The sequence below is a fragment of the Brevibacterium paucivorans genome (genome assembly GCF_016907735.1).
In the GTDB taxonomy this organism is placed as follows: Bacteria; Actinomycetota; Actinomycetes; order Actinomycetales; family Brevibacteriaceae; genus Brevibacterium; species Brevibacterium paucivorans.
This window is the reverse complement of sequence record NZ_JAFBCP010000001.1, coordinates 1,612,558-1,639,019: the sequence shown is the minus strand read 5'-3', so window position 1 is coordinate 1,639,019 and position 26,462 is coordinate 1,612,558. Positions and strand designations below refer to the sequence as shown.

Annotated in this window: 26 protein-coding genes; 12 read left to right on the top strand and 14 right to left on the bottom strand. The window is 58.7% G+C overall.

Annotated elements, in window-relative coordinates:
• From JOE56_RS07570 to JOE56_RS07560, 3 genes are read left to right on the top strand one after another with little or no spacing between them, the layout of a single operon-like run.
• The gene (locus tag JOE56_RS07570) at nt 1-1,170 is read left to right on the top strand and encodes an ABC transporter substrate-binding protein (protein WP_204515516.1); all 1,170 of its coding nucleotides are present in this window, start codon (nt 1-3) and stop codon (nt 1,168-1,170) included.
• Nucleotides 1,167-2,240, top strand: a complete 1,074-nt coding sequence (locus JOE56_RS07565) for a FecCD family ABC transporter permease (RefSeq protein ID WP_204515515.1) — start codon at nt 1,167-1,169, stop codon at nt 2,238-2,240. The genes JOE56_RS07570 and JOE56_RS07565 overlap by 4 nt, the downstream gene beginning before the upstream one ends.
• Complete coding sequence (locus JOE56_RS07560; RefSeq protein WP_204515514.1) at nt 2,237-2,980, top strand: ABC transporter ATP-binding protein; 744 nt, start codon at nt 2,237-2,239, stop codon at nt 2,978-2,980. Before JOE56_RS07565 ends, JOE56_RS07560 begins: the two co-directional genes overlap by 4 nt.
• A gap of 17 nt (nt 2,981-2,997) precedes the next feature.
• Here JOE56_RS07560 and JOE56_RS07555 read toward each other — a convergent pair whose 3' ends face one another.
• Complete coding sequence (locus JOE56_RS07555) at nt 2,998-4,398, bottom strand: FAD-dependent oxidoreductase (protein WP_204515513.1); 1,401 nt, start codon at nt 4,396-4,398, stop codon at nt 2,998-3,000.
• 159 nt (nt 4,399-4,557) lie between these two features.
• Between JOE56_RS07555 and rarD the strand changes: the two genes are divergently transcribed.
• Nucleotides 4,558-5,520 carry an EamA family transporter RarD gene (gene rarD, locus JOE56_RS07550; RefSeq protein WP_204515512.1) on the top strand — a complete coding sequence of 321 codons (963 nt, stop codon included), beginning with the start codon at nt 4,558-4,560 and terminating at the stop codon, nt 5,518-5,520.
• A 31-nt stretch (nt 5,521-5,551) separates the two neighbouring features.
• Here the strand turns inward: rarD and JOE56_RS07545 are convergent, their stop codons facing one another.
• The 3 genes from JOE56_RS07545 to JOE56_RS07535 are packed head-to-tail and all read right to left on the bottom strand — an operon-like array spanning nt 5,552 to nt 8,601.
• Nucleotides 5,552-6,589, bottom strand: coding sequence for a polyprenyl synthetase family protein (locus JOE56_RS07545; RefSeq protein ID WP_204515511.1), 1,038 nt, complete (start codon nt 6,587-6,589; stop codon nt 5,552-5,554).
• Complete coding sequence (locus tag JOE56_RS07540; protein WP_204515510.1) at nt 6,586-7,881, bottom strand: geranylgeranyl reductase family protein; 1,296 nt, start codon at nt 7,879-7,881, stop codon at nt 6,586-6,588. The genes JOE56_RS07545 and JOE56_RS07540 overlap by 4 nt, the downstream gene beginning before the upstream one ends.
• Nucleotides 7,882-8,601, bottom strand: coding sequence for a demethylmenaquinone methyltransferase (locus JOE56_RS07535; protein ID WP_204516104.1), 720 nt, complete (start codon nt 8,599-8,601; stop codon nt 7,882-7,884).
• A gap of 52 nt (nt 8,602-8,653) precedes the next feature.
• Here JOE56_RS07535 and JOE56_RS07530 point away from each other — a divergent pair, with 52 nt between their 5' ends.
• Nucleotides 8,654-10,024: an isochorismate synthase gene (locus JOE56_RS07530; protein WP_204515509.1), complete on the top strand. Its 1,371-nt coding sequence runs from the start codon at nt 8,654-8,656 to the stop codon at nt 10,022-10,024.
• On the opposite strand, the gene JOE56_RS07525 is transcribed toward JOE56_RS07530, so the two are convergent.
• Entirely contained in the window at nt 10,008-11,573 is a 1,566-nt protein-coding gene (locus JOE56_RS07525; protein ID WP_204515508.1) for a thiamine pyrophosphate-binding protein, read from the bottom strand. The two genes, JOE56_RS07530 and JOE56_RS07525, sit on opposite strands and share 17 nt — an antisense overlap.
• A gap of 35 nt (nt 11,574-11,608) precedes the next feature.
• Between JOE56_RS07525 and JOE56_RS07520 the strand changes: the two genes are divergently transcribed.
• Nucleotides 11,609-12,589 (top strand): CPBP family intramembrane glutamic endopeptidase, encoded by a 981-nt coding sequence (locus tag JOE56_RS07520; protein ID WP_204515507.1) that lies wholly within the window; start codon nt 11,609-11,611, stop codon nt 12,587-12,589.
• Between the two features lie 76 nt (nt 12,590-12,665).
• Nucleotides 12,666-13,382 carry a sensor domain-containing protein gene (locus JOE56_RS07515; protein ID WP_204515506.1) on the top strand — a complete coding sequence of 239 codons (717 nt, stop codon included), beginning with the start codon at nt 12,666-12,668 and terminating at the stop codon, nt 13,380-13,382.
• On the opposite strand, the gene JOE56_RS07510 is transcribed toward JOE56_RS07515, so the two are convergent.
• Complete coding sequence (locus tag JOE56_RS07510; protein WP_204515505.1) at nt 13,379-14,389, bottom strand: o-succinylbenzoate synthase; 1,011 nt, start codon at nt 14,387-14,389, stop codon at nt 13,379-13,381. The two genes, JOE56_RS07515 and JOE56_RS07510, sit on opposite strands and share 4 nt — an antisense overlap.
• Before the next feature lie 30 nt (nt 14,390-14,419).
• Between JOE56_RS07510 and JOE56_RS07505 the strand changes: the two genes are divergently transcribed.
• From JOE56_RS07505 to JOE56_RS07495, 3 genes are read left to right on the top strand one after another with little or no spacing between them, the layout of a single operon-like run.
• Nucleotides 14,420-15,337, top strand: coding sequence for a 1,4-dihydroxy-2-naphthoyl-CoA synthase (locus JOE56_RS07505; protein ID WP_204515504.1), 918 nt, complete (start codon nt 14,420-14,422; stop codon nt 15,335-15,337).
• A gap of 15 nt (nt 15,338-15,352) precedes the next feature.
• Nucleotides 15,353-16,612 carry an AMP-binding protein gene (locus tag JOE56_RS07500; protein WP_204515503.1) on the top strand — a complete coding sequence of 420 codons (1,260 nt, stop codon included), beginning with the start codon at nt 15,353-15,355 and terminating at the stop codon, nt 16,610-16,612.
• A 22-nt stretch (nt 16,613-16,634) separates the two neighbouring features.
• Nucleotides 16,635-17,570 carry a 1,4-dihydroxy-2-naphthoate polyprenyltransferase gene (locus JOE56_RS07495; protein WP_204515502.1) on the top strand — a complete coding sequence of 312 codons (936 nt, stop codon included), beginning with the start codon at nt 16,635-16,637 and terminating at the stop codon, nt 17,568-17,570.
• Nucleotides 17,571-17,760: 190 nt separating this feature from the next.
• Here JOE56_RS07495 and JOE56_RS07490 read toward each other — a convergent pair whose 3' ends face one another.
• Nucleotides 17,761-18,045 carry a DUF4229 domain-containing protein gene (locus tag JOE56_RS07490; protein WP_204515501.1) on the bottom strand — a complete coding sequence of 95 codons (285 nt, stop codon included), beginning with the start codon at nt 18,043-18,045 and terminating at the stop codon, nt 17,761-17,763.
• Between the two features lie 65 nt (nt 18,046-18,110).
• On the opposite strand from JOE56_RS07490, the gene JOE56_RS07485 reads away from it, so the two are divergent.
• A complete protein-coding gene (locus JOE56_RS07485; RefSeq protein ID WP_204515500.1) occupies nt 18,111-18,449 on the top strand; it encodes a PLDc N-terminal domain-containing protein in 339 nt (112 codons plus the stop codon).
• Between the two features lie 89 nt (nt 18,450-18,538).
• Nucleotides 18,539-18,976: a hypothetical protein gene (locus JOE56_RS07480; RefSeq protein ID WP_204515499.1), complete on the top strand. Its 438-nt coding sequence runs from the start codon at nt 18,539-18,541 to the stop codon at nt 18,974-18,976.
• Here the strand turns inward: JOE56_RS07480 and JOE56_RS07475 are convergent.
• The 7 genes from JOE56_RS07475 to hemL all read right to left on the bottom strand — a co-directional run bounded on the left by JOE56_RS07475 (nt 18,969) and on the right by hemL (nt 26,444).
• Entirely contained in the window at nt 18,969-20,312 is a 1,344-nt protein-coding gene (locus JOE56_RS07475; protein ID WP_204515498.1) for an MFS transporter, read from the bottom strand. The genes JOE56_RS07480 and JOE56_RS07475 overlap by 8 nt on opposite strands.
• 212 nt (nt 20,313-20,524) lie before the next feature.
• Nucleotides 20,525-21,550 carry a c-type cytochrome biogenesis protein CcsB gene (ccsB, locus tag JOE56_RS07470; protein WP_204515497.1) on the bottom strand — a complete coding sequence of 342 codons (1,026 nt, stop codon included), beginning with the start codon at nt 21,548-21,550 and terminating at the stop codon, nt 20,525-20,527.
• Nucleotides 21,550-23,091 (bottom strand): cytochrome c biogenesis protein ResB, encoded by a 1,542-nt coding sequence (gene resB / locus JOE56_RS07465; RefSeq protein WP_239271385.1) that lies wholly within the window; start codon nt 23,089-23,091, stop codon nt 21,550-21,552. The genes ccsB and resB overlap by 1 nt, the downstream gene beginning before the upstream one ends.
• Nucleotides 23,091-23,870: a cytochrome c biogenesis CcdA family protein gene (locus JOE56_RS07460; RefSeq protein WP_204515496.1), complete on the bottom strand. Its 780-nt coding sequence runs from the start codon at nt 23,868-23,870 to the stop codon at nt 23,091-23,093. Before JOE56_RS07460 ends, resB begins: the two co-directional genes overlap by 1 nt.
• Complete coding sequence (locus JOE56_RS07455) at nt 23,870-24,457, bottom strand: TlpA family protein disulfide reductase (protein ID WP_204515495.1); 588 nt, start codon at nt 24,455-24,457, stop codon at nt 23,870-23,872. The genes JOE56_RS07460 and JOE56_RS07455 overlap by 1 nt, the downstream gene beginning before the upstream one ends.
• Complete coding sequence (locus JOE56_RS07450; protein ID WP_204515494.1) at nt 24,454-25,113, bottom strand: histidine phosphatase family protein; 660 nt, start codon at nt 25,111-25,113, stop codon at nt 24,454-24,456. Before JOE56_RS07450 ends, JOE56_RS07455 begins: the two co-directional genes overlap by 4 nt.
• 2 nt (nt 25,114-25,115) lie before the next feature.
• Nucleotides 25,116-26,444, bottom strand: a complete 1,329-nt coding sequence (gene hemL / locus JOE56_RS07445) for a glutamate-1-semialdehyde 2,1-aminomutase (protein WP_204515493.1) — start codon at nt 26,442-26,444, stop codon at nt 25,116-25,118.
• Nucleotides 26,445-26,462 lie beyond the last annotated feature (18 nt).

Here is a 26,462-nt window from a genome sequence, read left to right as displayed (position 1 = left end):
ATGACACAATCAAAACACTCGTCCATCAGGACCATCATCGCCACTATTGTGGCCCTCGTTCTTACCCTCACGGCCTGCTCACCACAGAAATCGGCCGATTCGGCTACCGGCACCCAAACACTGACCGACGCGCTTGGTCGAACCGTCGAAATACCTAAGAACCCCGACCGAATTCTGCTTGGTGGACAGCGGGAGTTGTACACCACGGCCATCCTTAACCCGGACAATCCCCTCGACAAGATCGTCGCTTGGCCCAATGATTTGCTTGAAAATGACCCCGACACTTACCACGCATACGCCGAAAAGTTTCCAAAGCTCAAAGAGATACAGACGACAGGCGAAATCTGGGACAACTCATTTTCACTTGAGCAAGCATTGCAAACCCGACCGCAAGTTTTCGTTATCAGCGCTTCAAGCTTTAAAGCCGCTGAAGAAGCAGGCATCATCAGCGGTTTCGAAAAGGCTGGAATCCCAACCGTCGTCATTGACTACTTTGTTGAACCAATCAAGAACACCGTGCCAAGCATCCGGATCATGGGTCAACTGTTTGGACAGCAACAGCGCGCTGAAGAATTCGTCAAGTTCTACGAAAGCAAAATCAAGAATGTCACCGACACGTTGGAACGCACAAAGCCTCAGGAACAACGCGTTTTTCTATGGCGCGCCCCAGGCTACTTTGACTGTTGCCAAACCTTTAAAGAGTCTAACCTCGCAAAAATTGTCACGGCAGCAGGAGGCAAGAATCTAGGTGACAACCTGCTCAGTAGCCAGCAGGGCACCCTTTCGCCAGAAGCAGTAGCAAAAGCGGCACCCGATGTCGTCATTGCAACAGGAGCAAACTGGTCAAGCGAGTCAAGCCCCGCAAAGCCGGGCACGTATGTTCCTCTCGGATATTCAGCAGACCCGAAGAGCGTAGCCCAAGAGTGGAAAACGGTACTTGAAAAGCAGACTGTCATCAACCAAGTTCAAGCGGTGAAAAACAAGCGCGCGTATGTTGCGTGGCATCACTTCTACGACTCCCCATACAACTTCCTTGCCGTCGAATGGTTTGCACAAGCGATTCATCCACGCGAGTTCGCGGACCTAGAGCCCGAACGAGACTTCCAAGAGCTACACACACGTTTTCTCCCCGTTGACGCAAACGGAACGTTCTGGACAGGTCTACCGTGATTCTTCATAGCAGAACAGCAACTGAACAGGGCGCTTCGGTACATGCTCATATTCGCTCTACACAACGACGTTTGGGCGTCCTCGGTCTGCTTGCCGCACTTCTTATTGTTGTTGGATGTGCAGATGCTTGGATTGGGGGCGCCCCAATGCCCGCCGAGGCATTTTTCCATGCGCTGATAAGTCCCGCGACCAGCGAAAAAATCGATACCCAAATCGTTTGGGATGTGCGCTTGCCCATGACCGCAACAGCAATAACCTGCGGCGCCGCCTTGGCGATGTCCGGAGCACAGATGCAAACAACCTTAGGAAATCCCCTGGCAGAGCCGTACACGCTCGGCATCGCCTCGGCGGCAAGTTTTGGCGCATCATTGGCGGTAGTCACGGGATTTGGTTCTACCGCACTTGGGTCAGTCCTGGGCGTCGCAGGATCCGCTTGGGTATTCGCCATTATTGGCTATGGCATCATCCTGGGAATCGCAAAACTACGCGGCCCGAGCGCCGAAAGCATGATTCTTGTGGGAATCGCCATCGTGTTCTTTTTTGACGCACTCCTGGCCCTCATGCAGTACATGGCATCCGTTGTTGAACTTGAGCAGGTCGTCTTTTGGACGCTTGGCAGCTTGACCCGTGCGACATGGCCACAAATCGCACTCATGGGAGTCATGCTGACGATTGGGGGATTCTTTTTTGTCTCAAAGGCGTGGACACTGACCGCCTTCCGAATGGGAGACGATCGCGCCCGCTCGATGGGCATACCTGTAGAACGCACACGCTCTCAGGCCCTACTAGTAGCTTCGTTATTAGCTGCGACCGCAGTATCTATGGCCGGAACAATTGGTTTTATCGGGTTGATTGGCCCTCATATAGCCCGGACTTTGGTAGGCGAAGATCAGCGATTCTTCTTGCCTGCTTCAACCATGACTGGCGCATTGCTTCTTACCTCTGCATCGATGGTGGCAAAAATCATTCAGCCCGGAGTGATTCTACCCGTGGGAATCATTACAGCCGTTGTAGGTGTACCCGTCTTTCTCACCTTGATTTTGAGCCGAAGAAGAAAGGTTTGGTCATGAACGAACTGACGATCCAAAACGTTTCGTGCAGACGCGGAAAGACTCAGATTCTTCACAACGTCAGCATCAAACCATGTCAGCCCGGATCTGTCACGGCTGTTGTTGGGCCCAACGGCGCAGGAAAGTCGACGTTCTTACGTTGTGTGGCAGGTTTGGAAAAGAACTACCGTCCCGCACATCCGGAAGAGATCTTGTACCTTCCACAAGATCCGCCTCCTCCATCGTCGCTGTCAGTTTTTGAATCCGTTTTAGTTGCGCACCAACAAGGAAAATCCGGTATTGGGCATCTTCGCGTTACTCATTCTGCGCGTTGTCGCGTTCAGGAGGTCATTGAACGTTTAGGTCTAGTTGAATTTGCCAACCGTGCAATGGACCAACTTTCTGGTGGCCAGCGACAACTAGTAAGCCTTGCGCAAGCTGTCGTGAGAAAACCTTCCGTTCTCTTGCTTGATGAGCCAAGCAGTGCGCTCGACTTGCGAAATCAACTCGTCTTGCTCGACCACGTACTGACTTTCGCGCGAGAGCAACCTGCCGTGGTGATCGTCGCAATCCACGATTTAAGCCATGCTGCCCGCTTCGCCGACAACGTGGTAGTGCTTCATCAAGGATCGGTGCATTCAGAAGGACCGGGCCGCGATGTCATCACACCCCCGATGCTCAGAGATGTCTACCGAGTGCACTCTCGTGTGGATAGTTGCCCTGACGGTGGCCTAAGCATCGACGTTTCTAAAGCCCTCTAAGCCGGCTCACTTTCAAACTACTCCTCGTTCGACACTGCTTCACGGGCGGCCGCGAGCATGCCTTCACGAGTCGCTACCTTGATACGTTCGCGGCCGTGCGGGGCACCGAATGCGCGCTCCGCCGCCTCAAGCCGGTGGATACCTTCCCAGTCGATGAAGCCCACTCCCCGACCCTTCAGCAACTCAACAATCGCGTCCTCGGACGCGTCGTCTGGCTCCGGCAGTTTCCCTTCGACAAAGTCGGTAATCACATGCCCAATCGTTTCCAGTGCGTCACCCTTGGTGTGACCAATGAGCCCCACCGGGCCACGCTTGATCCACCCCGTGACATACACACCCGGCACAACCGGCGCTTCATCCGCAGTCATCTGGCTCTCGCCGTCCACCACGCGACCTTCAACGTTGGTGATCACACCCTTACGGGCATCAAACGGAAGCTGTGGCAGAGGCGTTCCAAAGTATCCAACCGCGCGGTACACCGCGGTCACGTCCCAGTCGTGGAACTCACCGGTTCCGGTCACGTTGCCGGTACCGTCCAGCTCCTGGCGCTCGGTACGCAGGCCAGTGACTCCAGTCTCCTCGTCACCCAGAATCGAAACGGGCGAGTGCAAGAAGTGCAAGTGCAGGCGACGCTTGGCTCCAGTTGGTTCACGGAGCGTGAAGTCGGTGAGCGTCTTGGTCACCTGCTTGACCTGGTTGGACTCCTTGATCGACTTCATTGACCCTTCGTCGAACTCAAAGTCCTCCGGGTACACAATGATGTCCACGTCCTTTACCTGGCCCAGCTCACGGATCTCCAGTGGCGTGAACTTAGCCTGCGCAGGCCCACGGCGTCCAAACACATGCACATCCGTCACCTGGGACTTCTTCAACCCTTGATACACATGATCAGGAATCTCGGTCGTCAACAAGTCATCAGCTTGCTTGGCCAGCATGCGCGCCACGTCCAACGCCACGTTTCCGTTACCAATGACAGCCACGCTCTTCTGATCTAGCGGCCACTCCTGGGACACATCTGGGTGTGAGTCATACCAGTTGACGAACTCTGCTGCCCCATAGGACCGAGGCAGTTCAACACCCGGAATGCGCAAGTTCGCGTCAATGAAACAACCCGTTGAGAAGATCACCACGTCGTAGAGCTTCTGCAGGTCTTCCAAGTGGATGTCGGATCCAAAATCCACGTTGCAGAACAGGCGAATATCCCCACGGTCAAGAATCTTCACCAATGCGTTGGTGATTCCCTTGATTCGCGGGTGGTCAGGAGCAACTCCGTAGCGCACCAAACCGAACGGTGCTGGGAGGCGTTCGAACAAATCAATGCTGACCTCAAAATCGCGCTCTGCCTTTGTAAACAGATCAGCGGCGTAGATTCCCGCCGGCCCTGCGCCCACAATTGCTACGCGAAGTGGTCGATTCATGTCACACCTTTCTTCAGTCGCACCCAAGTCTAAGTACATTGCCTGATAGCCCGCTAATTTTTCCCGCTCAGAGCCAGCATTCGTGCGCGGACTCACATCCCAAACTCACACCGCAAACACGGCACACACCTCGGCGAAACTTGTGTATAAACTTCCCGTGTGAACGCGCACCCAAACAACGAACCAAACACCCCGGAACCAAACCAAGGCATCCCGGATGACGAACAGGCCCGCCGAAAGGCCGGCCTCCTTTTTGGCCTCGGCGCGTACCTCATGTGGGGAGCCCTGCCCCTGTTCTTCACGATCATCCAACCGGCAGGCCCACTGGAAATCCTGGCCCACCGAATCGTCTGGTCGCTGTTCTTCTGCCTGATCCTGCTCCTGCTCGCACGCGGTTTCCCCCGCCTGTGGCGCCTGTTGCGCACCCCGCGCATCCTAGGACTCCTCACCTTGGCGGCGATCACCGTTGCCATCAACTGGTTCATTTTCGTCTTAGGCGTGGACATCGGCCGCGTGGTTGAAGTCTCCCTGGGCTACTACATCAACCCTCTGATCTCCGTGCTCTTGGGCGTGCTGTTCCTGAAAGAAAAACTCCGCCCACTCCAGTGGCTAGCCATGGGAATCGGCGCGGTCGCCGTCGTGGTTATCGCGGTAGGCAACGGCCGGTTCCCCCTCCTGGGCGTGGGCGTCGCCTTGTCGTTTGGCCTCTACGGCCTTATCAAGAAACGTGTGGGTAGCCGCGCCGGAGCTCTCGAAGCGATGACCATCGAAACGATCGTCTTGTTCATCCCGTCCCTGGTCTACGTCCTCTACCTGGTCTCACAGGGGCAGTCGCAGTTCGAAACCAACGGCCCACTGCACGTCATCCTCATGCTCTGTCTGGGTCCCGTCACCGCGATCCCGCTGATCCTGTTCGGAAGCGCGGCTTCACGCATCCCGCTGTCCTGGGTGGGCATGTTGCAATACGTGACCCCCACCATGCAGTTCATCACGGGAGTCATCATCATGGGTGAGCACATGACACCGTCGCGGTGGGCAGGGTTCGGCATCATCTGGGTGACCGTGGTGCTGGTATGTGTGGACGGCGTGATGGCCGCCCGCCGTAGGCGCCGGCTCCGCTAATTGACGCTCCGCTAACCGCCGCCGAGGTGGTTCACCGCGCCCGCTCAACCGTCCCGTATGCGAAGGTAGAAAGTGCGTCCTTGATTTCGCCGTCGGGCAACGGGGCCAATGCTTCTACCGCACGGTCGGCCCATGCGCGCGCTTCTGCCCGGGTCTGTTCAAGCACCTGGTGTCCGGCCAAAGCTTGGCGGGCTTCTTCGAGCGCCGCATCTTCGGTGAGGTCGGAGTCCACCTTGGCGACGACCTCGGCGGCGGACTCATCCCCGGCTTCTGCCGCCTTGCGCGCCAACAGAACAGGCAGCGTTGCCACCCCTTCACGCAGGTCAGTACCCGGGGTCTTCCCCGAGTCCTTTCCGTCTACAGTGAGGTCGATGACGTCGTCAGCAAGCTGGAACGCGACCCCCACGGCCTCGCCGTACTCTTTCACAACCGGGCGCAACTCGGCTGGCCCGTTAGACGCGATCACTCCGAACTGGCACGACGCAGAAATCAGGGACCCCGTTTTGTCGGCCAGGACTGACAGGTAGTGCTCAATCGAATCGTCCGATTCGGTGGCTCCTACAAATTCGTGCAACTGCCCCAGGACCAGGCGCTCAAACGTTTCGGCCTGCACCTGCATGGCTTCTGCGCCCACTTCCAGGCTCAGCTGCGAAGCTCGGGCAAACAGCAAGTCGCCGGTCAGAATCGCGACGTTGTTACCCCATTTTTCGTGGGCAGACAGCGCGCCCCTGCGTTTGGGGGCTTCGTCCATAACGTCGTCGTGGTACAGGCTGGCCAAGTGGACCAGTTCCACCGCGGCCGCTGCCGTATGCACGCGGGGTGAAACTCCATCGCCCAAAAGTGAGCACAGCAAAACCAGCATGGGGCGTACGCGTTTTCCTCCGGCCCGCATGAGGTGGTGGGAGGTTTCGTCAGCAAAGGCCGAGGTCTGACTCACCGAGGCGTCAAGGACCGTTTCGACTTTCTGGAGTTCGTCGACAAGCATGTTCGACACGTCGTCGGACAGAGACCCGCCCACAGCATCAAGCGCGAGTCGCCCGTGATTCTTTGGCGTCGAGGTGCTTGTCATGTCCCCATTCCTGTTTCGTTGCTTGTTGCAGGCACCACCCGTTCAAGGCCTGCAATGACGTGGTCGAGGATGTCCTTGCCGGAACGTTCTTCGTACACGTTTGCAAACAGTTTCACCACAAACTTCATCAGCGTGGAACTGCTCATACCGTACTTTAGCCCCAGTTTCATGATCTGGGGATGTCCGATCAGGTTTGCGAACGCTCGACCCATCGTCACATACGACCCGTACGCTTCCCGCACGATCGCCGGGTACGCACTCACCGCCGACTTCCACGCCCCGGTTGGGTAGCCGTGGTGGGTCACCACAATATCGGCTGCAATGCGTGCCGACTCCATTGCATAGTCGATGCCTTCGCCGTTAAATGTGTTCACCATTCCCGCGGCATCCCCCACCAGCATGACTCCGTCTTTGAAGTGCGGTGTGCGGTTAAATGCCATAGGTAATGCAGCGCTCTTCGCGTCTGTGAGCGCCGCGTCGGGGTCGATGCCCCAGCGTTGACCCACGGACCCCACCCACCGGTGCAGTGTCTTCTTGTAGTCCACGCTACGGAAATCGGGGGACGTGTTCAGCATGCCCAGTCCCACGTTGATCGTGCCGTCACCCAGGGGAAACAGCCACCCATAACCGGGCAGCGGTTCACCACTGCCCCCACTGCCTGCGTCTGCTCGTAGTTCGAGCCACGATTCGATGAAGTCGTCGTCATGGCGCGGGGACTCGAAGTACGTGCGCACCGCGACACCCATGGGCCGGTCGTCACGCTTCCGGATACCCATTTTCACCGCGGTCCTGGACGATACCCCGTCAGCCGCAACTACCAATGGCGCCCGGAACGTCACCCGCTCCCCCGTTCGACGACCTCGGTCATCAGTCACTTCCGCATAGACGCCAGCAACCCAACCGTTTTCAAAGAACGCCTCCGTCACCTGCGTGTTCTCAAATAGGTGCGCACCGCTGGACTGTGCGTGACGGGCCAAGGCTTCATCCAAAACAACGCGAGGGGCGGTGAGCCCGTAGTTGGGCATGCCGGACACGCGCGGCCATTCGAGCTCCACCCGGTGCCCGCCACCAAACAGGCGCAGGCCCCGATTCTCGTGCCACCCCGGGTTCTCAAAACCTAGATACCCCAGCTCACGCACCGCCCGCGGGGTCAGCGCGTCACCACAAATCTTGTCGCGCGGGAAACCGGCCTTTTCTACCAGCGCCACACGTAACCCACCTCGGGCCAAATGTGTGGCAGCCGCTGAACCACCCGGGCCGGCACCTACAACAATGACGTCAAAGTCAGCCACTTACGACTGGCCTCCCGGTTGAATAGCCCCCGGTTTAACAGCGTGGTGGATCGCAACGATCCCACCCGTGAGGTTGCGGTATTTAACCTGGTCAAAGCCAGCGTCGCGAATCATGTACGACAGGTCCAACTGCGCGGGCCATTCGCGGATCGACTCCGCCAAGTACACGTACGCTTCCGGGTTGGAGGACACGACTTTGGCCACAGCGGGAAGCGCGCGCATGATGTACTGCTTGTACAACTTTGAGAACGGCGCAAACGTGGGCGTGGAAAACTCCGTGATGATCAGCCGCCCACCCGGTTTGAGCACCCGCAGCATCTGGGACAACGCACGCGCGGGATCCTGCACGTTGCGGAACCCGTAGGTGATGGTCACGGCGTCGAATTCGTTGTCTTCAAACGGCAGGTCCAGCGCGTCCGCATACACAAACTCAATGTCCGGGTGGCGTTTGCGCCCCACTTCCAACATGCCTTCAGAGATATCGCCGGCAATGACGTGCGCGCCAACCTGGGCATACGGAACGGAACTAGACCCCGTACCGGCTGCCAAGTCCAGGATCTTTTCACCCGGTTGCGGGTCCACCGACCGCGTGTTTTCCACGCGCCACCACCGCGACAAACCGAACGTCATGGCATCGTTCGTGAGGTCGTAGCGTTGGGCAACGGCGTCAAACATCGATGCGACGTCCGATTTCTGTTTATCTAAGTGGGCGCGGCTCATTCCTTTATCTTCGCAGGTCTGGCGTGGCTTAGCGAAATTCCTTCCCGATACCATGAAGGACGTGAACGGTGAGACAAACGCAGAAACCCTGGCAGAAACTCTGACAGTGCGACCCGGCGACACAGCGCCCACGCTGTCTGTCCGGTCGTGGTTTGTCGACGGTGTCACCCCAGAAGCACCCGCCCCTTTCGTGGGTGGCCTCCCCGCCACCAGCATCGAGTTCCTCACCCAGTTGCCCACGGACACTTTGGCCTGCTGGGTGCGGGGCAACAGTGGGTTGGTGGGCTTTGGTCGCGCTGTGCGGATCCGCGCCCGAGGTGGTAGCCGGTTTTCGGATCTGTCTACCGTGTGGCGCTCGATTTCTGACAACGCCACGGTCGACAACCCGGTTCGCTTGCCGGGTTCCGGGCTAGTGGGTTTCACCACGATCGCGTTCGCTGAGGACTCGCAAGCCGAATCCGTTATCGACATTCCCCAGTTCATTATGGGCAGGCGTGACGGGCGTGTGTGGCTCACCGCCGTCAACGTCACCGGCGCTCCCCACACGGAACTCAAACTTCGCGACGCGGCGCTGCAACCACCTCGGGCCCCGCGGGTACACGACGGGCATGTGTCTGGCGAGCGCTACACGCGCGCCGTCACCCAGGCCATCGAGATCATGCAGTCAGGGCGTGCCAGCAAGATCGTGGTGGCCCGGGACGCCGTGGTCGAAACCAGCAACGACATTGACGTGCGTGCCCTGGTAGGTGCGCTAAACCGGTCATACCCGTCCACGTGGACGTTCTGCGTGGCCGGCATGGTGGGCGCGACCCCGGAGCTCCTCATTTCCCGTTCTGGCAACCGAGTTGAGTCCCGGGTGCTGGCCGGCACGTACCGGGTGGCACATGACCCGAGGTCGGAACTGGCGGCCGCCCGCGCCCAGTTGGGTGGGGCGAAGGACGCGGCAGAACACCGTTACGCGATTGACTCGCTGGCCCAGACGCTGTCGCCTTTGTGCTCTGAGCTCGAGGTGGACCCTGAGCCACACTTGCTGGCCTTGTCGAACGTCATCCACTTGGCGTCCGATGCCCACGGGGTTGTGAAGCCGGGCCACACGTTGCTGGACGTTGCGCAAGCCGTTCACCCTACTGCCGCGGTGGGTGGGGCGCCTCGGGAAGCGGCCTGGGAGCACATCGCTCATGTGGAGAAAACAGACCGAGGTCGTTACGCAGGTCCCGTCGGATGGATCGATGGCAACGGGGATGGCCAGTTGGGAATCGCATTGCGATGCGGTCAGTTAGAAAGCCGAAACAGGATTCGTCTGTGGGCCGGTTGCGGGATCATGCCGGATTCTGACCCGGCTTCTGAACTTGCTGAAACCCGCGCCAAGCTCACCCCCATGATGACCGCGCTGGGTGTGGCCCACCTTATTGATCAGGTGTAAACACCACTTCATACACCCCAGGCTGTTTGCCGTCGACAGCAACCTGCAGGTCACTCATGGTGTTGATGTACCGGTAGGGCCAGCCGTAGCCGGTGGCCAAGTGGTCGAAGTTCCGGCCGTGGCGGGTAGCGAAGAACCGGTCAAAGTACGGCGCGAGGTGGTCTTGGCCGTGTTCCAGTCCAGCGAAGATGGACCCGCCGTCGTCGTTGAGAATGAAGATCTGTACCGGTGGCAGGTTTTCACCTGTTTCCAGCAGAAGTCCCCCGATATCGTGTAGGGCGGTCACGTCTCCGATCACGATTGCCAGGGGGTCGCCGCGCTGGGGGCGCTTGTTCTGCCCCGCCTTTGCGATTCCGATCCCGGTCGAAATGAGCCCGTCGATCCCAGCCAGCCCCCGAGATGCGTGAATGTAACAGCCGGTGGGAGGCACATTCGCTAGGTACCGCACGGCGTTCGAGCTTCCCACCAACATGTGGGAACTGCCCGCCGCGATCGTTGACACGATACTTTCAGCCACGCTGAGTTCTGCCGGCCAGTTCCCCGCGAACTCCACCCGCGGTTCGCGGCTGTCTAAACCTTCCCCAGGCTCCGCGCTCAAGGCCCGCGACCGCTCAATCGCTTCCTCCGGCCACCACTCCACGTTGAGCGGGATTGTGAGCACCGGACGTTGGGCCAACAGTTTGGCGGTAGGTCTAAACAGTGTGGCTTTTCCGTACTGCACCACGGTGGTCACGTCCTCCCAACCCCGCGCGTCCAGCACCCGGTGTGGCACGGGCACGGACATGTCAATGAGCGCCGAGGTGGGCTCGGCAAACACCGGAACCCCCGCCAGCATGCCCCGCACCACTCCGTGAGGAACGTCGAAACCTGAACAGTCACCCACTACTGCAACAGTTCCCGGTTTCTTCAGTGCGTCCAACGCATCTGCGAGCGCCTGAATGTCCTGTTCCCCCGGGTGGACGCGGAAGGCCCTGGCGCTCTCCACAGGCACGTCCCACGGGAAGTCCGTTGCTTCTGGCACCAGAGGAACATCGAACTGCACGTTCAGTTGCACCGGCCCCGGCAGACCCGTTTCACCCATTGCCACCGACAACGCGTCTGCAACCGGGGCAGGCTCACCTGCCGGAACATCGTAGGCGGCTAACACCTCCGGCAAAGCACGAGACTGGTCATCCAGCGTCTGGTTAGCTCCCGTTGCCCGCAGGCGCGCCGGCCGGTCCGCCGTCAAGGCGACGATGGGCACGTGGCTGTAGGCGGCCTCGGCGATGGCGGGCCCCAGGTTCAACACCGCCGTTCCCGAGGTGGTGACCACCCCAACCGGCCCCGGAACCTGCTGCGCTCGCAGACCCTTGGCGATCCCCAAAGCGAGGAATCCAGCCGACCGTTCGTCAATGCGTACGTGGGCCGTGATGATGCCCTGCCGGTCCAGCTCGGCGAAAGCGTACGTGAGCGACGCGGACCTAGAACCGGGACACACAACAACGTGTTTCATCCCTAAACGCACGCAGTCACGTGCAATTTCGCGGGCGGTAGCAGTGGAGATGTTCACGTCTCGATTCAATCACGCTTCGCTAGACTTGAAACATGAAATACCCTCCCTCCCCGTACGCCCCCTCGGCTGTGCCACACGAACCCGCGGTACACAGAAACGACAATCGGCGTGGTGTGCAACTCGTTCTGGGGATCGTGCTGTTCGTTGTTTCGCAGACCCTGATGGTCATCCCGGTTGCGGTGTACGCGACCGCCGTGGGGCAGCCTGAAGAGATTCCCAACATGATTGGTTTCAGCGGGCGATCCCCTGAACTTCTTCCCACGGTTCTTCTGTGCGTGGGAGTGGCACTCGGAATAGCGTTTTCGGTGGGTGGATACCTGTTCATCGTGGGCAAAGTGGGTGGCACCCCAGGCAACGGTATGAAAGGTAAACGTAAGTTCCTGGAGTTCATTCTGGGGGTGGGAACGGGAATCGTTCTGATCGCCCTGGCCGTGGCCGTGATCTGGATCCTGGGCGGATATTCGGTGACCGGCATCCATGTGGGCGCAACTCTGTTGCCCGCTCTTCTGGTTGCTGTCGCGATGGGACTTGGGCCGGGTTTCATGGAAGAAATCCTGTTCCGAGGTTTCGGGCTACGCATTCTGGACGCGTGGTGGGGATGGCTCCCGGCTTTGCTGGTGACCTCGCTGACCTTTGGACTCGTCCACATCACAAACCCCGAGGCTTCGCTTTTTGGGGCGTTCGCAATCGCCCTTGAAGCAGGAGTTCTGTTGGGCGCCGCGTACTTCCTGACCCGTCGCCTGTGGCTGGCGATCGGAATCCACACGGGGTGGAATTTCGCGCAAGCTGGCATCTTCAGCTCTGACGTTTCTGGAACCGGCGACACCGCGGGGCTCCTCAACGCAAAGTGGGAAGGACCCGCATGGCTCACCGGTGGCGACATGGGGGTTGAAGCGTCCGTGATCACTATTGTCATCGCGCTTTCCGCTGGAATCCTCATGCTGGTTCTCGCACGCACCCACGGGATGCTCAAGCCTTCGGTCAAGCGCGAACAGCGCGTGTTCCAACCCTGAAACATCGCACCAATTTCGCATGAACAATGTGCCGTAGGTCTCTACCCATTGCTATCGTTTTTCGCGGAGGTACAACATGAAAACCATTCGAACCGCATTTGCAACCGTCGCGATCGGCGCATCCCTTACTCTGGCCGCCTGCTCAACAGGTGAGCCCGGCGCCCCACAAGAAGGCAACAACCAGGGCCAAGAACAAGGCCAGGATCAGAGCCAAGACTCAAGTGACGATCAGGCACAAAACAGCGCCTACACCAAGGAACAGGTCGAGCAGGCTTTCAAAGACGCGGGATATGAGCTCCAGGCCAACTCGCAGCCACCAACCATGAAAAATTTGGAGCAGGCAAAGGTTGAACCCGAAGAATGTAAAGGGGTTCTCTTGAATCAGGTTCAGCGCATCGACGAAACAACTTCCGACAAAACGATTGTGGGAACTAAAGGTCAGGAGGCAGCCGCATCTGGAGTTGTTTATGGCTCTGAAGATGAAGCCAAAAAAGAACTGGCGAACTCCAAAGACGGCATAAGCAAGTGCTCCACCATCACCATGGACGTTGGTGGCCAAAAGCTCACCGTTACAACGGAGACAAAAGACGGTTCAGTAGACGGTGCTGACGAGGCTCTGGTCATGAGCATGGAACTCAAAGACATAGGCAGTGGCCCTATCTCTACAGTCACCACCCGTAAAGGTAACGTGCTGGTGAGTGGTACTACGTTCGGCACAGGGTCCGCTGGCAGTGGCTCTGACGACGCTGAAATGTCGAAAGAAGTTCAAACTATTCTCGAAAAACTAGGCTAGTCCTCACGCCTCTCACGCAACCGTGCCCAGCACGCGCGCAATCGCCGAACCCACCATTCGGTACGCGCGGGCTGGGCACGATGCTTTTCCAACAAGAGCTGCGACGGTTCCACCCGCCCAACCGGCAACACGCCTTCGCGAGCGCGCAACGGATTCGTCACCACATCGGCTGACAACAGCGCTGCCGTGCCCAAACCTGCGGCCGATTCGTCCTCGAGGCTCGCTGCGAGCGCTACCCCAGCGCTGAGCCCCACCGAGGACTCAAGAGCGGAAGACACTGTGGCCGGCAACCCGCACTGCTCAACAACGCGGATAGCTGCTCGCACACCGCCCAACGGCTGCACCTTGGCGACGATGTGATCGGCGGCCCCCAACCGCGCAACCCGCAACGGGTCTTGGGCTTTACGAATCGACTCATCGGCAGCAATCCGCACACCCTCCACCTGTTCACGCACAGCCACTAAGTCCTCTACACGTGCGCACGGCTGTTCGATGTACTCCACCCGTTCAACAAACCCGGGAACGTGAGTAAACCTTCGTATGGCATTCACGGCTTCCGAAACGGAATACGCCCCGTTGGCATCCAACCTGATCCGCGCGGAACTGAGCCTCAACACGGCGCTCACCCGCTCCACGTCCTCTTCCACACTGTCAAGACCGCGAGCAGCGATCTTCACTTTTACCACCTCGGCGCCGGGAAACCTACCCAAAATCCCGCCGACCTCATGTGCGGGACATGCCGGCACGGTCGCGTTGATGCGCACCGTGTCACGGACAGGCGTGGGGAACTCAGTCGTGGCCGCTTCGACCGTGGCACGCAACCATTGCGACGCCTCATCCACGCGATACTCCACAAACGGCGAAAACTCCGCCCACCCGGCTGGCCCCTTGACCACCATGAGTTCCCGCTCAGTGATTCCGCGGAACCGTGTGACCATGGGAAGGGTCACCACGTGCATTTCGCTGAACAGTTCGCCGGGTTCGAGTGGAAGATCGCGTGCGTCCATGCACAGAACTGTAGCCACTATGCTGGCTTCATGACTGTTTCAGACATTTTCGACCCCACCAAGTGGCGTGAGGTTCAGGGATTCGACTTCACCGATATCACCTACCACCGCGCCATCAACCCCGACGGCTCAGACTTCGGGTGCGTGCGCATCGCATTTGACCGACCACACGTGCGCAACGCTTTCCGCCCGCACACAGTCGACGAACTGTATCGGGCACTTGACCACGCACGCCAAACACCCGACGTTGGGTGCGTTTTACTCACAGGTAACGGCCCCAGCCCCAAGGACGGTGGGTGGGCGTTCTGTTCCGGTGGAGACCAACGAATCCGAGGTCGTTCCGGCTACCAATACGCCGGTGGAGAAACTGCTGAAACCGTCGACCCGGCCCGTGCGGGCAGGCTACACATTCTTGAGGTTCAGCGCCTGATTCGCACCATGCCCAAAGTGGTGATCGCCGTGGTTCCCGGCTGGGCGGCCGGTGGCGGACACAGTCTGCACGTGGTGTGCGATATGACAATCGCCAGCGAGGAACACGCAAAGTTTAAGCAGACCGACGCTGACGTGGGTTCCTACGACGCCGGTTACGGGTCGGCGTACCTGGCCAAGATGGTGGGGCAGAAACGTGCCCGCGAGATCTTCTTCCTGGGCCGCATGTACTCTGCTCAAGACATGTATGACATGGGCGCGGTCAACGAAGTTGTGCCCCACGCTGAGCTTGAAGACGCAGCCCTGCACATGGCGCGCGAAATCATGGGCAAGTCCCCCAACGCGCAACGCATGCTCAAGTTCGCGTTCAACCTAGTTGACGACGGGCTGATTGGTCAGCAAGTGTTCGCGGGTGAAGCCACACGTTTGGGCTACATGACTGACGAAGCCGTTGAAGGTCGCGACGCTTTCTTGGAAAAGCGCGACCCCGACTGGTCCCCCTTCCCGTGGTACTACTGAGGCACCACTGAACCAGTGACCAACTTTTCGTCTGTCCTCAACCTGTTCGCAGGGGCCCTGGACGGCACGCACACACTCGTGCTACCAGGTGGGCCCGTCACCAAACTCACCGCGGTTACTCACCCGGCCAGCGCCCCCGCCTCGGGCGCAACCCCCGGTCCAGCGCTGGTCGTTCACACCTCGGGCTCCACGGGGACACCCAAGGCAGTCGCACTTTCAGCGTCAGCGCTGACCACCTCGGCGCGTTCCACCGAACGGTTCCTCCACGGCCCCGGCCAGTGGCTCTTGGCACTCCCCCACACCCACATTGCCGGCGCGCAGGTGATCCTCCGATCCCTGCAGGCGGGCACCGAGCCGGTCGTCCACACAGGCGCGTTCTCGGCGGACTCGTTCGCCCAGGCTGCCCAGAAGCTCACCAGTGACCTCCCCCTGTACGTGTCGCTGGTGCCCACCCAGCTGGTGCGCATTCTGCAGTCACCCCGGGCCACCCAAGTCGCCCGTCGCTTCGCCACGATCCTTTTGGGCGGTGCAGCGATTTCGCCGGCCTTGCTGGAGCGCGCGCACGACGCGGGGCTGAGCATCGTGCGTACCTACGGCATGAGTGAAACCGGCGGCGGGTGCGTGTATGACGGAGTGCCGTTCGACGCGGTGACCCTGACGCTCGACGCCCAGTCGCGCGTGATGATTTCTGGACCCGTTCTTGCCGACGGGTACGTGCGGATTGAGCAACGCGACCCCGGCCAGAATGGGGCTGGCCGTGGCGGTGGAGCTGATAGCAGCCTCACAATCACGCCCATCGACCACCCGGCCGGCGCGGTTCCCCCGGGAGCGCCCAGTGGGTTTTACGGCGACACTTTCCTCACCTCGGACCTGGGGTCCATCACCGACGGTGTTTTGAGCATCATGGGTCGGGCTGACGACGTATTTATTTCCGGCGGCGTCAATGTGTCGCCGTTGCGGGTAGAAAATGTGGCGTTGCGACAACTGGAGCCGTTGGGGGTCGCCGAGGTGGTCCTCACCTCCCTGCCCGACCTCGAGTTTGGTGAGCGGGCCGTCCTGCTCATGGCCGGTTCGTCGAGTTCGCTCGCGCAGTTGTCTCACACCCAGTTGAGTGCGCGCGTGAAGTCGCTGCTGGCTGGCACGGAACTGGGACCTGCTGATCTTCCTCACCGCACATGGTTGGTTGACCGGATTCCGCTGAAAGGGATCGGCAAGCCAGACCGCAGAGCGGCCCGTGACCTGGCCCAAACGCTGGCAGCCGGGCGGGTAGACTAGAGAAGTTTCGAGGAGGTAGGTCATGGCCACATTTGGTCAGTGGGTTGAAGGTGCCCGCTTGCGCACTCTGCCGCTAGCATTTGCGCCGGTACTGGCGGGAGCGGGGGCGGCTATTGGCGCGCTGGGCGGAGTGTCGGACCTGATCATAGGTTCGCCACTGCAGGGCGATTCCCCCACGATCAACTACCTCCACGTGATTGTGTGCGTTGTTTTGGCACTCATCGTGGCACTGGCCCTGCAGATTGGCTCGAACTTCGCTAACGACTACTCCGACGGTGTGCGCGGTACTGACGATGTACGTGTGGGCCCCACCCGCTTAACAGCCAGTGGCCTTGTTCCCCCGCAGCGAGTCAAGCGTGCCGCCATGCTTTCCTTTGCCACAGCCGGTGTTGCTGGTCTTGCACTCACACTGGTTGCACAAGCATGGTGGTTTATCCCAGTGGGCGTGCTAGCGGTTCTCGCAGCGTGGTTTTATACGGGAGGCTCCCACCCGTATGGCTATTACGCACTAGGTGAAGTGTTTGTGTTCATCTTCTTTGGTCTGGTCGCCACAGTGGGAACCGGGTACGCAATAGCAGGAACAATGACACTGTCCATGTGGGCGGCCGCTGTGGGGGTTGGCCTGTTCGCATGCGCCGTTCTCATGGTGAATAACGTGCGCGACATCCCCACTGACACGCAAGCAGGCAAGACAACGCTGGCGGTAGTTTTGGGAGACCGAGGTGCCCGCGTCACCTACGCCGTCATGGTGCTTGTTCCGTATGCACTGTTGCTCTTCCCTGTTCTTGACGGGCACATCGCAGCGCTCATCGCGGTCATATCATGTGCCCTGGTCATTGCCCCGCTACGCACCGTATTAAACGGTCGCTCCGGGTTGGACCTCATTCCGTGCATTAAGTCCACCGGGTTTACCGCCTTGGCATATGGGGCGCTTGTCGGTTTGGGGCTCGCTCTGTAAGCGAGCAAAAAATCGTTTACCCAACACCCCTCGAACAGGGGTGGTGAGTAAACACCACTTTTGTTCGTTTTGTTCACGTTTTCAGGCCAAAATCGGCACTTTACCCAACACTCCTAACCGCAAACCTCTCACTTGTGGTGGGTACTGGGCGGGCGCCCTTTAAATGAGCACGCTAGACGCGAACCTGCGCTTATTCCTGAGACCCGTCTATCTGCGCGTCTTCAATGGCTTCGTCAGAGTCTTTCTTGACCTTCTTGGCCTTAGGCGCGCGGGCTTTCCGGTTCTTGTTTCGCTCAATAAGCCCGTCAGTGGCGCGCATCCGCAAGCCAGCCAGAACAAGGTAGCTCACAAACGCTGAAATGAGGATCGCGCAAATCATCGAGATCAGGTTGAACCCAAAAATCCAAATAGTCAGCGCCACGACAATAACCAGAACGGCCAGGCGGGCCAGCAAGTACAGCACATAGTCACGCATGATGTAACGAGTTTACTTCAGTCCACGTAGCCGGCGAAGATCACCCATCACATAAACTGGGTGGCATGTCTCGAATCCTGCTAGGTGCCATCGTCATTTACGTCGCTGTGGCTCTGTACTCGGTTTTTGATGCCGCGCTCCGTGACAAAGACCAGATTCGGATCATGCCCAAGATCGCGTGGATTGCCGTCATTCTTCTGGTCCCACTGGTGGGGCTGCTCTTGTGGTTCCTGTTTGGCCGAGGCACGACCGCGAGCGCACCCGCCCGCGGAGTGGCCCCCGATGACGACCCGGACTACCTACGCAAAATTTCAGAAGACTTGGACTGGGAGCGTCGCAAGAAGCAGGGACGCAACAACCCTGATGAACCCGGTGAGACCGGCGAACCTCATAGCGAGGAGTGACCGTGGAACACTCCCCTCACGTACGGTACGAAGTTCGGGTTAGAGAATCACTTTCGAAAAACCTGCAAGTCTCCAGGTTTTTCAACCTCATGTTGCTGTGGACTGGAGCAGTGATTTTTGGCCTGCTGGGCATCTTCATCGTGTGGGTCACTTTCGCCACGGAGCCCGAATCACGTAACTGGGTGGAATCAGGTGTCGCGTGCTTGGTGTTGTTTTCGCTTTCTGCGCTCTCCATATTTGCGGCGCGTATGAAGCGGTCAATGTCCACGGGACCGCTGGAATCTGGCGTGCATTTCACGGTCACCGGCACCACGGTCGAGTACCCTAAAATCGGCCGCATCAGAGCCGCTGAATCATGGCCCCTGGAACAGACGCGCATTAGCTTCAAGCGTGGTCGCTTTGGAACTCTAACCCTCGAATGCCCCGGGTACCGTCGTCGCGCGTACGGGCAAGCGGTGCTGCGTGACCCCATGGAAGAGGTCTACGCAGCCATCACCGCTCACATCGAGCGTGCCCAGACTATTTAGCGTCTGCTTCGAACTTCGCCTCGACACCCACCTCGGGGAGCTGGTTTCCGCGGATCGTAGCCCCCGCAGTCTCCTTCATGCACAGGGTTGCAATCAAACCGATCACGCACGCGCCCATCATGTAGAAAGCGGGCACCAGCGGCGAACCGGTCTCCCCAATCAACCATTCATTCACGGAAGGCGCGGTACCACCAAACGCTGCGGTGGCAACGTTGTACGTGATAGCGAAACCTGCGTAACGCACCTGGGTGGGGAACATGGCTGGGAATGTCGCAGAAATCGACGACAGCTGCGGGATGTACAGGACTCCCAGGACGAAAATACCCAGCAGAGCAAACCAGAAACCGTTTGGCATGATCATGTACATGGGCACGGAAGCCACAATCAGTCCGATCATGGAGAATGCCCACATAGGCTTACGCCCAAACTTATCGCTCAAGAACCCGCCAATAGGCATCAGCAGCATCATGCCGAACTGCGCGAGGAACATAATGGTCAGCGTCGTCTGCGAGGACAGCTCTACACTGTTTTCAAAGTAGGTGGGCATGTATGACAAGAGCGTGTAGTTCACGACGTTTACGGCCGTGACCAGCCCGGTCATAATGAGGATCTGCTGCCAGTGGTTCTTAAACAGTGAGCCAAAGACCTTGCCTGTCGATCCTTCGTCGGAACCTTTTTCGTCCATTTCTTCGAACACTGGCGATTCGCCCAGTTTGCTTCGCAAGTACAGACCCACGATTCCCAGCGGACCGGCAATCAGGAACGGCACGCGCCATCCCCAATCCATCATTGCTTCGTTACCGATCGTCAGTTCACCCATCAACACAATGAGCGAGCCCAGGGCAAAACCAGCCAGGGTTCCGAACTCCAGGAAGCTTCCCCAGAATCCACGGCGGTTACGGGGTGCGTATTCGGCCATCATGGTGGCCGCACCACCGTATTCACCACCGGATGAGAACCCTTGCACGGCGCGCAGGATCACAAGCAGAATCGGGGCTGCGATACCAATGGTTTCGTGAGTGGGGAGCACACCAATCAGGAAGGTGGCGCCTGCCATCATCAGGATGGTGAGTGCAAGGACGTGCTTGCGCCCGAGGCGGTCTCCCATTGGCCCCCAGAAGATACCTCCCAGCGGACGCACCAGGAATGAAAACGCGAAGGTCGCGAGCGCCAGAATGGTTCCGTACTCACCCGGGAAAAAGTGTTGCGTGATGTAGGTGACGGAAACGGCGTAGATACCGTAGTCGAACCATTCAGTCGCGTTACCGATTGCAGAAGCCGCGACGGCCTTTCGAACAGTAGAGGTGTCCGGCTCCTTCAACTGCGGTTGACTCACAACAACTCCTCATGTGCGATGTAGCTATCCAGATATCAACGCTTTCAACTGCTCACTGTTTTCTCAACGGAAAGCCATGTTTGCACAAGTTTTGTTAAGGAACGGAAATCTACAAAAACCGCCATCACTGCACGTAAACCACGGTTTACGAAATAAAACGACCCTGAGAGTGTTTCCTACTCCCAGGGTTTACACATACTGTGTTCGTTTTATTACTTGAGCCCAGAATAGCTGTGGAGACCGTTGAAGTAGATGTTGACCACCGCGAAGTTAAATAGAACTGTAGAGAAACCGACCAGGTTGAGGATCGCGATTGCGCGTTGCGACCAACCTCGGGTTGCACGTGCGTGGAGGTACGCGGCATAGATGACCCACACAACAAACGTCCAGATCTCTTTGGTGTCCCAGCCCCACGGACGGCCCCACGCGACCTCGGCCCAGATCGCTCCAGCGATCAGCGTGAAGGTCCATGTGATGAACCCAACCGCGGCCAAGCGATACGACACGATCTCAATACGGTCAGAAGCCGGCGTACGAGCCAAGAACCGCAGTGCCTTAGGAATGGGCCGGTCTTCCTTCACACGTTTTTCGTAGTTGATGGTGAGCAACTGGAAGATCGCGATCACGGCGGACACGGTCAACAGGGCGGTAGACAGGATCGCAATGGGTACGTGGATGTAAATCCAGTACGACTGAAGAGCAGGAATGAGCTGAGCCGCCGGAGTGTAGAACACCGTAATGCACAGGCCCAGAGTGATCAGCGCGAAACCTGCGACGAACGTTCCCATGAAGCGCAGGTCGCGGAACTTCAACACGGCCAGGTACGTGATGACAGCCAGGGCGGACGCAACCAGCGCGTACTCCATCATGTTGCCCCACGGGACACGCATGACTGCAATGGTGCGTGTGACGACGGCGCCCACGTGCATGAGAACAGCCAGGACTGTGAGCGCCGTTCCAACGCGTGCCCAGCGCCTGAAGTCATGTGTTTCAGCTACCGGAACTGGAAAATCCTCGTCGCGTTCAGCTACCGCTACCCCGCCACCGCGATTACGTGAGGTACGTGCAACCGCGCTGGCTTTTGCGGTGGTCTTGGTGTTGTTCTTTACTTGGCTCTTGTCCTGAGCAGTGTCGCCAAAAAGGTCCAGAGAGTAAATGATGAATGCGATCGCGTAGACCGCCATGGCCGAATAAATCAGCAGATTGGACCAGCTAGCCCAAACAACAGAAACGTCCATTAATCTTCCTCTTCACGCGCAGATTCATTCAAGTGTACGGCAAGCGTTTTTACTGCGTGTTTGACCCTGGGGTCTTCGCCACGTGCAAGCGCCGCAACTTCGACTCGCCCATCAGTGACGCGCACCCACATACGACGGCGCGGAATGAACAATGACAGCCCCAGTCCCACCATGAGCAGAACCGCACCTACCAAGAGCACAACCTGCGTGGGGTTGGAGTGGATGTCGACAGCGACGAAGCGTTTCACGCCATCAAACGTCACCGTGCCCCTACCGTCTGGCAACTCGACGGTCTCTCCCGGTGCCATCTGAAGCGTGACGGGTTTACCGTCCTTGCCAGTGACCGCGCGCATCTTCGAGGTATCGAGTTCATACACGTTCTGAGCGATCCCGTCGTCCAATCCCAGGTCGCCCTCGTACACGCTCATCACCAAGTACGGCTGATCGGCCGCGGGAAACGTCGAAATCAGCTCACCCTGGTCATTGAATCCCGCCGTAGGGAGGAACACTCCCCCAAATCCCAACTGTTCGCCACCGGTATCCGGAACCTTGACGACACCTCGGGAGGCATACGTTCCGTCAACCGGCAGGAACACAACGGGACCGGAGAAGGTGACGTCGCCCTTCGCGTTCTTCACCGTCACCTCGGGAGCGTAACCGTTACCCGTGAGATACACGCTGGTGCGACCAAAGCGCACGGGCTCGTTGACCTGCAGAACCTTGGTCTCTTCAACACCCTGGTAGTTAGTGGTCACATTTGCGGCGAAGTGCCGGGGCTGAGCAAACTGTGGTCCCACCGACTCACTGTCGAACGTGGCGTCAAAACGGTTGAGTGTGATGCGGAAGTCGTCCAGATTGTCCGGGTTGTAGTAGGTGCCCGGTTTGAAGTCGTCATAGGACACCAGCGAGTTGGAGAACGTTTCACCCTCAACCAGAATCCGTTGCCCCGAATACGACACGAGCGCACCCAGAGCGAATACCACAACGACCCACAAGATCGAAAAGTGGAACAACAGGTTTCCGGTTTCGCGCAAGTACCCGCGTTCAGCCGCAACGTGGTCATCGTTGCGCACTGTGCGGTACCCGGCCTTCTTCAAGACGCGCTGCGCACGGTCCAAGAAGTCGTCAGTGTCACTATCTTCAAGTTCCCACTCCTGGTGAGCAGGCATACGGGTGAGCCTGCGCGGTGCTTTGGGCGGGGCCATGCGCATGGCCTTAAAGTGCTGGCCGCACCGGGGAACAATACAGCCCACCAACGACACCATGAGCAGGATGTACACGGCAGAAAACCACACCGACGAATACACGTCGAACATCTGCAGTTTGTCGAGCACCTCACCCAAAGTGCCGTTGTCCTCAATGAACGTGCGCACCTTGCCGGGGTCTTGAATGCGTTGTGGCAACAGGGAGCCAGGAACCGCTGCCATGGCCAGTACCAAGAGCAGAATAAGGGCGAAACGCATGGTGGTGAGCTGTCGCCATGCCCAGCGCAGCATTCCTACCGCACCAATGTTTGCAGGAGCTTGCGTGTTCTTACTCACTACACCACCAACTCGAATCCGTTAGCCCACAGTTGCATATAGCTCATCATGAGGTTCCATAGCCCAGTCACCATGGCCAGGCCCAGCACGATCAGCATGATTCCGCCTGCCCGCACAATACCCCGTTGGTGACGGCGAACCCATTCGAGCTTGCCCATTCCCTTGTGGATGAGAAACGCGACGATGAGGAACGGTATCCCGATTCCCAAGCAGTACACAAAGGTCAGCACCGCTCCGCGAAGCACGTTTCCGGTTCCTCCAAAGCTGGTGGACATGGCCAGCACCGCTGCCAGCGTGGGCCCAATACACGGGGTCCAGCCTAAGGCGAAGGTCGCGCCCAAAAGGGGCGCTCCTAAGAGCCCCGCCCGAGGTCGTTTCGAGATCCGCACATCGTTCTGCAGACGCTGGAAACCGCCCAGGAAAGCGATTCCCAGGATCACGACGATGACACCAAAAATCCGGGTGACGACATCAATCCACTGTGATACCAAGGCACCCAGTCCGGAAAACAGGATCCCAATCGCCACGAAGACGGTGGCGAAACCCAGGATGAACAGTCCCACGCCTGCGAGTACTGTCCAGGTTTTCTTGTCCTTGACGTGCGTTCCGGTCAGCCCGGTCACATAGCCCACGTAGCCGGGTACCAAAGGAAGAATACAGGGCGAAAGAAACGACACGAGTCCAGCCAGGAGCGCGACCGCCATTGCTAACAGAATGGGGCCGTTGAGAACGGTGTCGGCGAACGACTGTCCGGCAGACGCGATTAGGTTCACGGGCATCAATGGCCCATGGTTTCTTCGATCAAACCTCGCAACGTCGATTCTTCTACCGCACCCACAACGCGTGCTGCCGGCCGTCCTTCCTTATCGAGGATAACCGTGGACGGAGTGGCTTGTGGGGGTAGCACTTTGGAAAGAGACGCAACAATCGAACCGTCAGTATCGAGGGTATTTGCGTACTTCACATCAAAGGTCTTGGTGAAGCCTTCTGCTGCCGCTTTTCCGTCCCGGACGTTAACGCCCAAGAACTCCGCATCGTCGGCGAACTTGCTGGCAACCTCATTGAGTGCAGGGGCTTCTTTACGGCACGGCGGGCACGACGCGTACCACAAGTTCACCACCACGAGCTTGGGCCTGTAGTCCTTGACCGAGCCTTCTGTTCCGTCCAAGAGCGTGAAGTCGAAATCGACGGGTTCTCCGCGTTCCGCTTCCGGAATCTGCGTGACAACACCTGAACCAGAAACATAGCCTTGGCCGGATCCAGCTTGATCGGCAAGCGAATCGGATTCCGTTGAACAGGCGCTGGTGGCCACCAGCACTGCTGTCGCCAACGTTGCAGTGAGAGCCTTACGACGGTTCACGGTCATGCCCCAGCAACCCCTTTCACCGGTTGCAGATCCTTCGCGATGTCGTTGTACCCAACATCGACGAGTGAACCATTTTCAAATGTGAGAGTCGTGGATGAAGCCAGCGAGCATTCGCGGTGGCGTGGGTCGTGGACCAGCGGACGGTCTTCCGCGTCCAAGCGAGTCACCCAAATGGGAAGCTGGTGCGACACGATCACGCCGTCAACCACCTCAAGCTTCTCGCTTCGCGCGATGTCCTCTAAACGGCGGTGCACACTGGCGACAGCCGCTCGCATTCGGCGCACCTGATTGACATACGGTTCACCCCACGACGGTTTAAGCGGGTTGTACAAGCGTTGCAAGTTCTGCGGTTGCATGAGCGAATGGCGGTCCACTTTGGTGCCTTCGAACTGGTTTTCCGCTTCAATGACCCGCTCGTCAACCAGAGGTTCGATGTTCACCGCATTAGCAAGCGGAGCGATGGTCTCCTTAGTCCGCAAAAGCGGGGAACGCACCAGGTCCCGGACCATAAAATCCGGCCCGGTGTAGTGCTCAGCGACGCGTTGAGCCATGAGACGGCCAACTTCAGACAATCCAAAACCGGGAAGGCGACCGTACAAAATACCTTCAGGGTTGTGGACTTCGCCGTGTCGATTCAGGTGAACACGGATAATCATTTTCAGCCTTTCGCTTGAGCGGCGGCACGTGCAGCGGCAGGCAACGCGGACACAATCCGGTCAACGACCTCGGGAGTGTGTGCCAACGACAAGAACCACACTTCATACGCACTTGGTGGCAAGTGCACACCCTGGTCGAGCATCGCGTGGAAGAACGCCGCATACGCGTCACTGTTCTGTGACTGAGCGTCAGCGTAGTTGATCACGGGGCGGTCGGTAAAGAACACCGAGAACATGGAGTTCGCGCTCTGCACCGTATGAGGCACACCGGCCCGTGTCAGCTCCTGGGTCACTGCTGCGCGCAACTGGTCGGCAACCGATTCGATGTGACTGTACACATCGAGTTCCTTGGTCAGCTTCAACGTGGTCAAACCTGCGGCCGTTGCAACAGGGTTCCCAGACAAGGTTCCCGCTTGATACACGGGACCGGCTGGGGCGAGGTGTGCCATGACATCGGCGCGTCCACCGAAAGCAGCCGTGGGGAAACCGCCACCCATAACCTTTCCGAACGTGAACAGATCGGCAGGTCCGTCCGGGTAACCCTCACCTAGACCAGATTCATAGCCGTACCATCCGGCCTCAGACACGCGGAAACCTGTCATGACCTCGTCCGAGATCATGAGGGCACCGTGTTCCCGTGTGAGTTTGCGAATGAGCTGGGTGAAGCCGTCCCGAGGTGGCACAATACCCATGTTTCCGGGGCAGGCCTCCGTGATGACGCATGCGATCGAGTCGCCGTACTTCTCGAACACTTCCGTGAGCGCTTGCGCGTCGTTGTACGGAACAACCAAGGTCTCTGACGCTTCCCCGGCGACCACGCCAGGAGTGTCGGGCAGACCAAAGGTAGCGACACCTGAACCGGCCGCAACCAAAAGAGCGTCGACGTGCCCGTGGTAGCAACCAGCGAACTTCACCACGCGTGACCGTCCAGTGAAACCGCGGGCCAAACGGATCGCGCTCATGGTCGCTTCGGTTCCTGACGACACCAAGCGCACCTGCTCAACCGGGTCTACGCGAGCAACGATTTCTTCTGCCAGCGCGACTTCGTTTTCAGACGGGGTACCAAAAGAGAAACCCTGGTCAGCAGCCGCGTGAACCGCGTCGAGAACCTGCGGGTGCGAGTGTCCCAGGATCATGGGGCCCCACGAACCAATGAGGTCGACGTACTCGTTGCCGTCTGCGTCGTACAACAGCGCGCCTTTAGCGCTACGGATGAAGCGTGGCGTTCCCCCTACTGCTTTAAACGCACGAACCGGGGAATTCACTCCGCCAGGAATAACAGACTGGGCTCGGGCAAATAGACGTTCCGACTCAGAAGTTACGTGGGACATGAAAAATCCTCCTCGTAT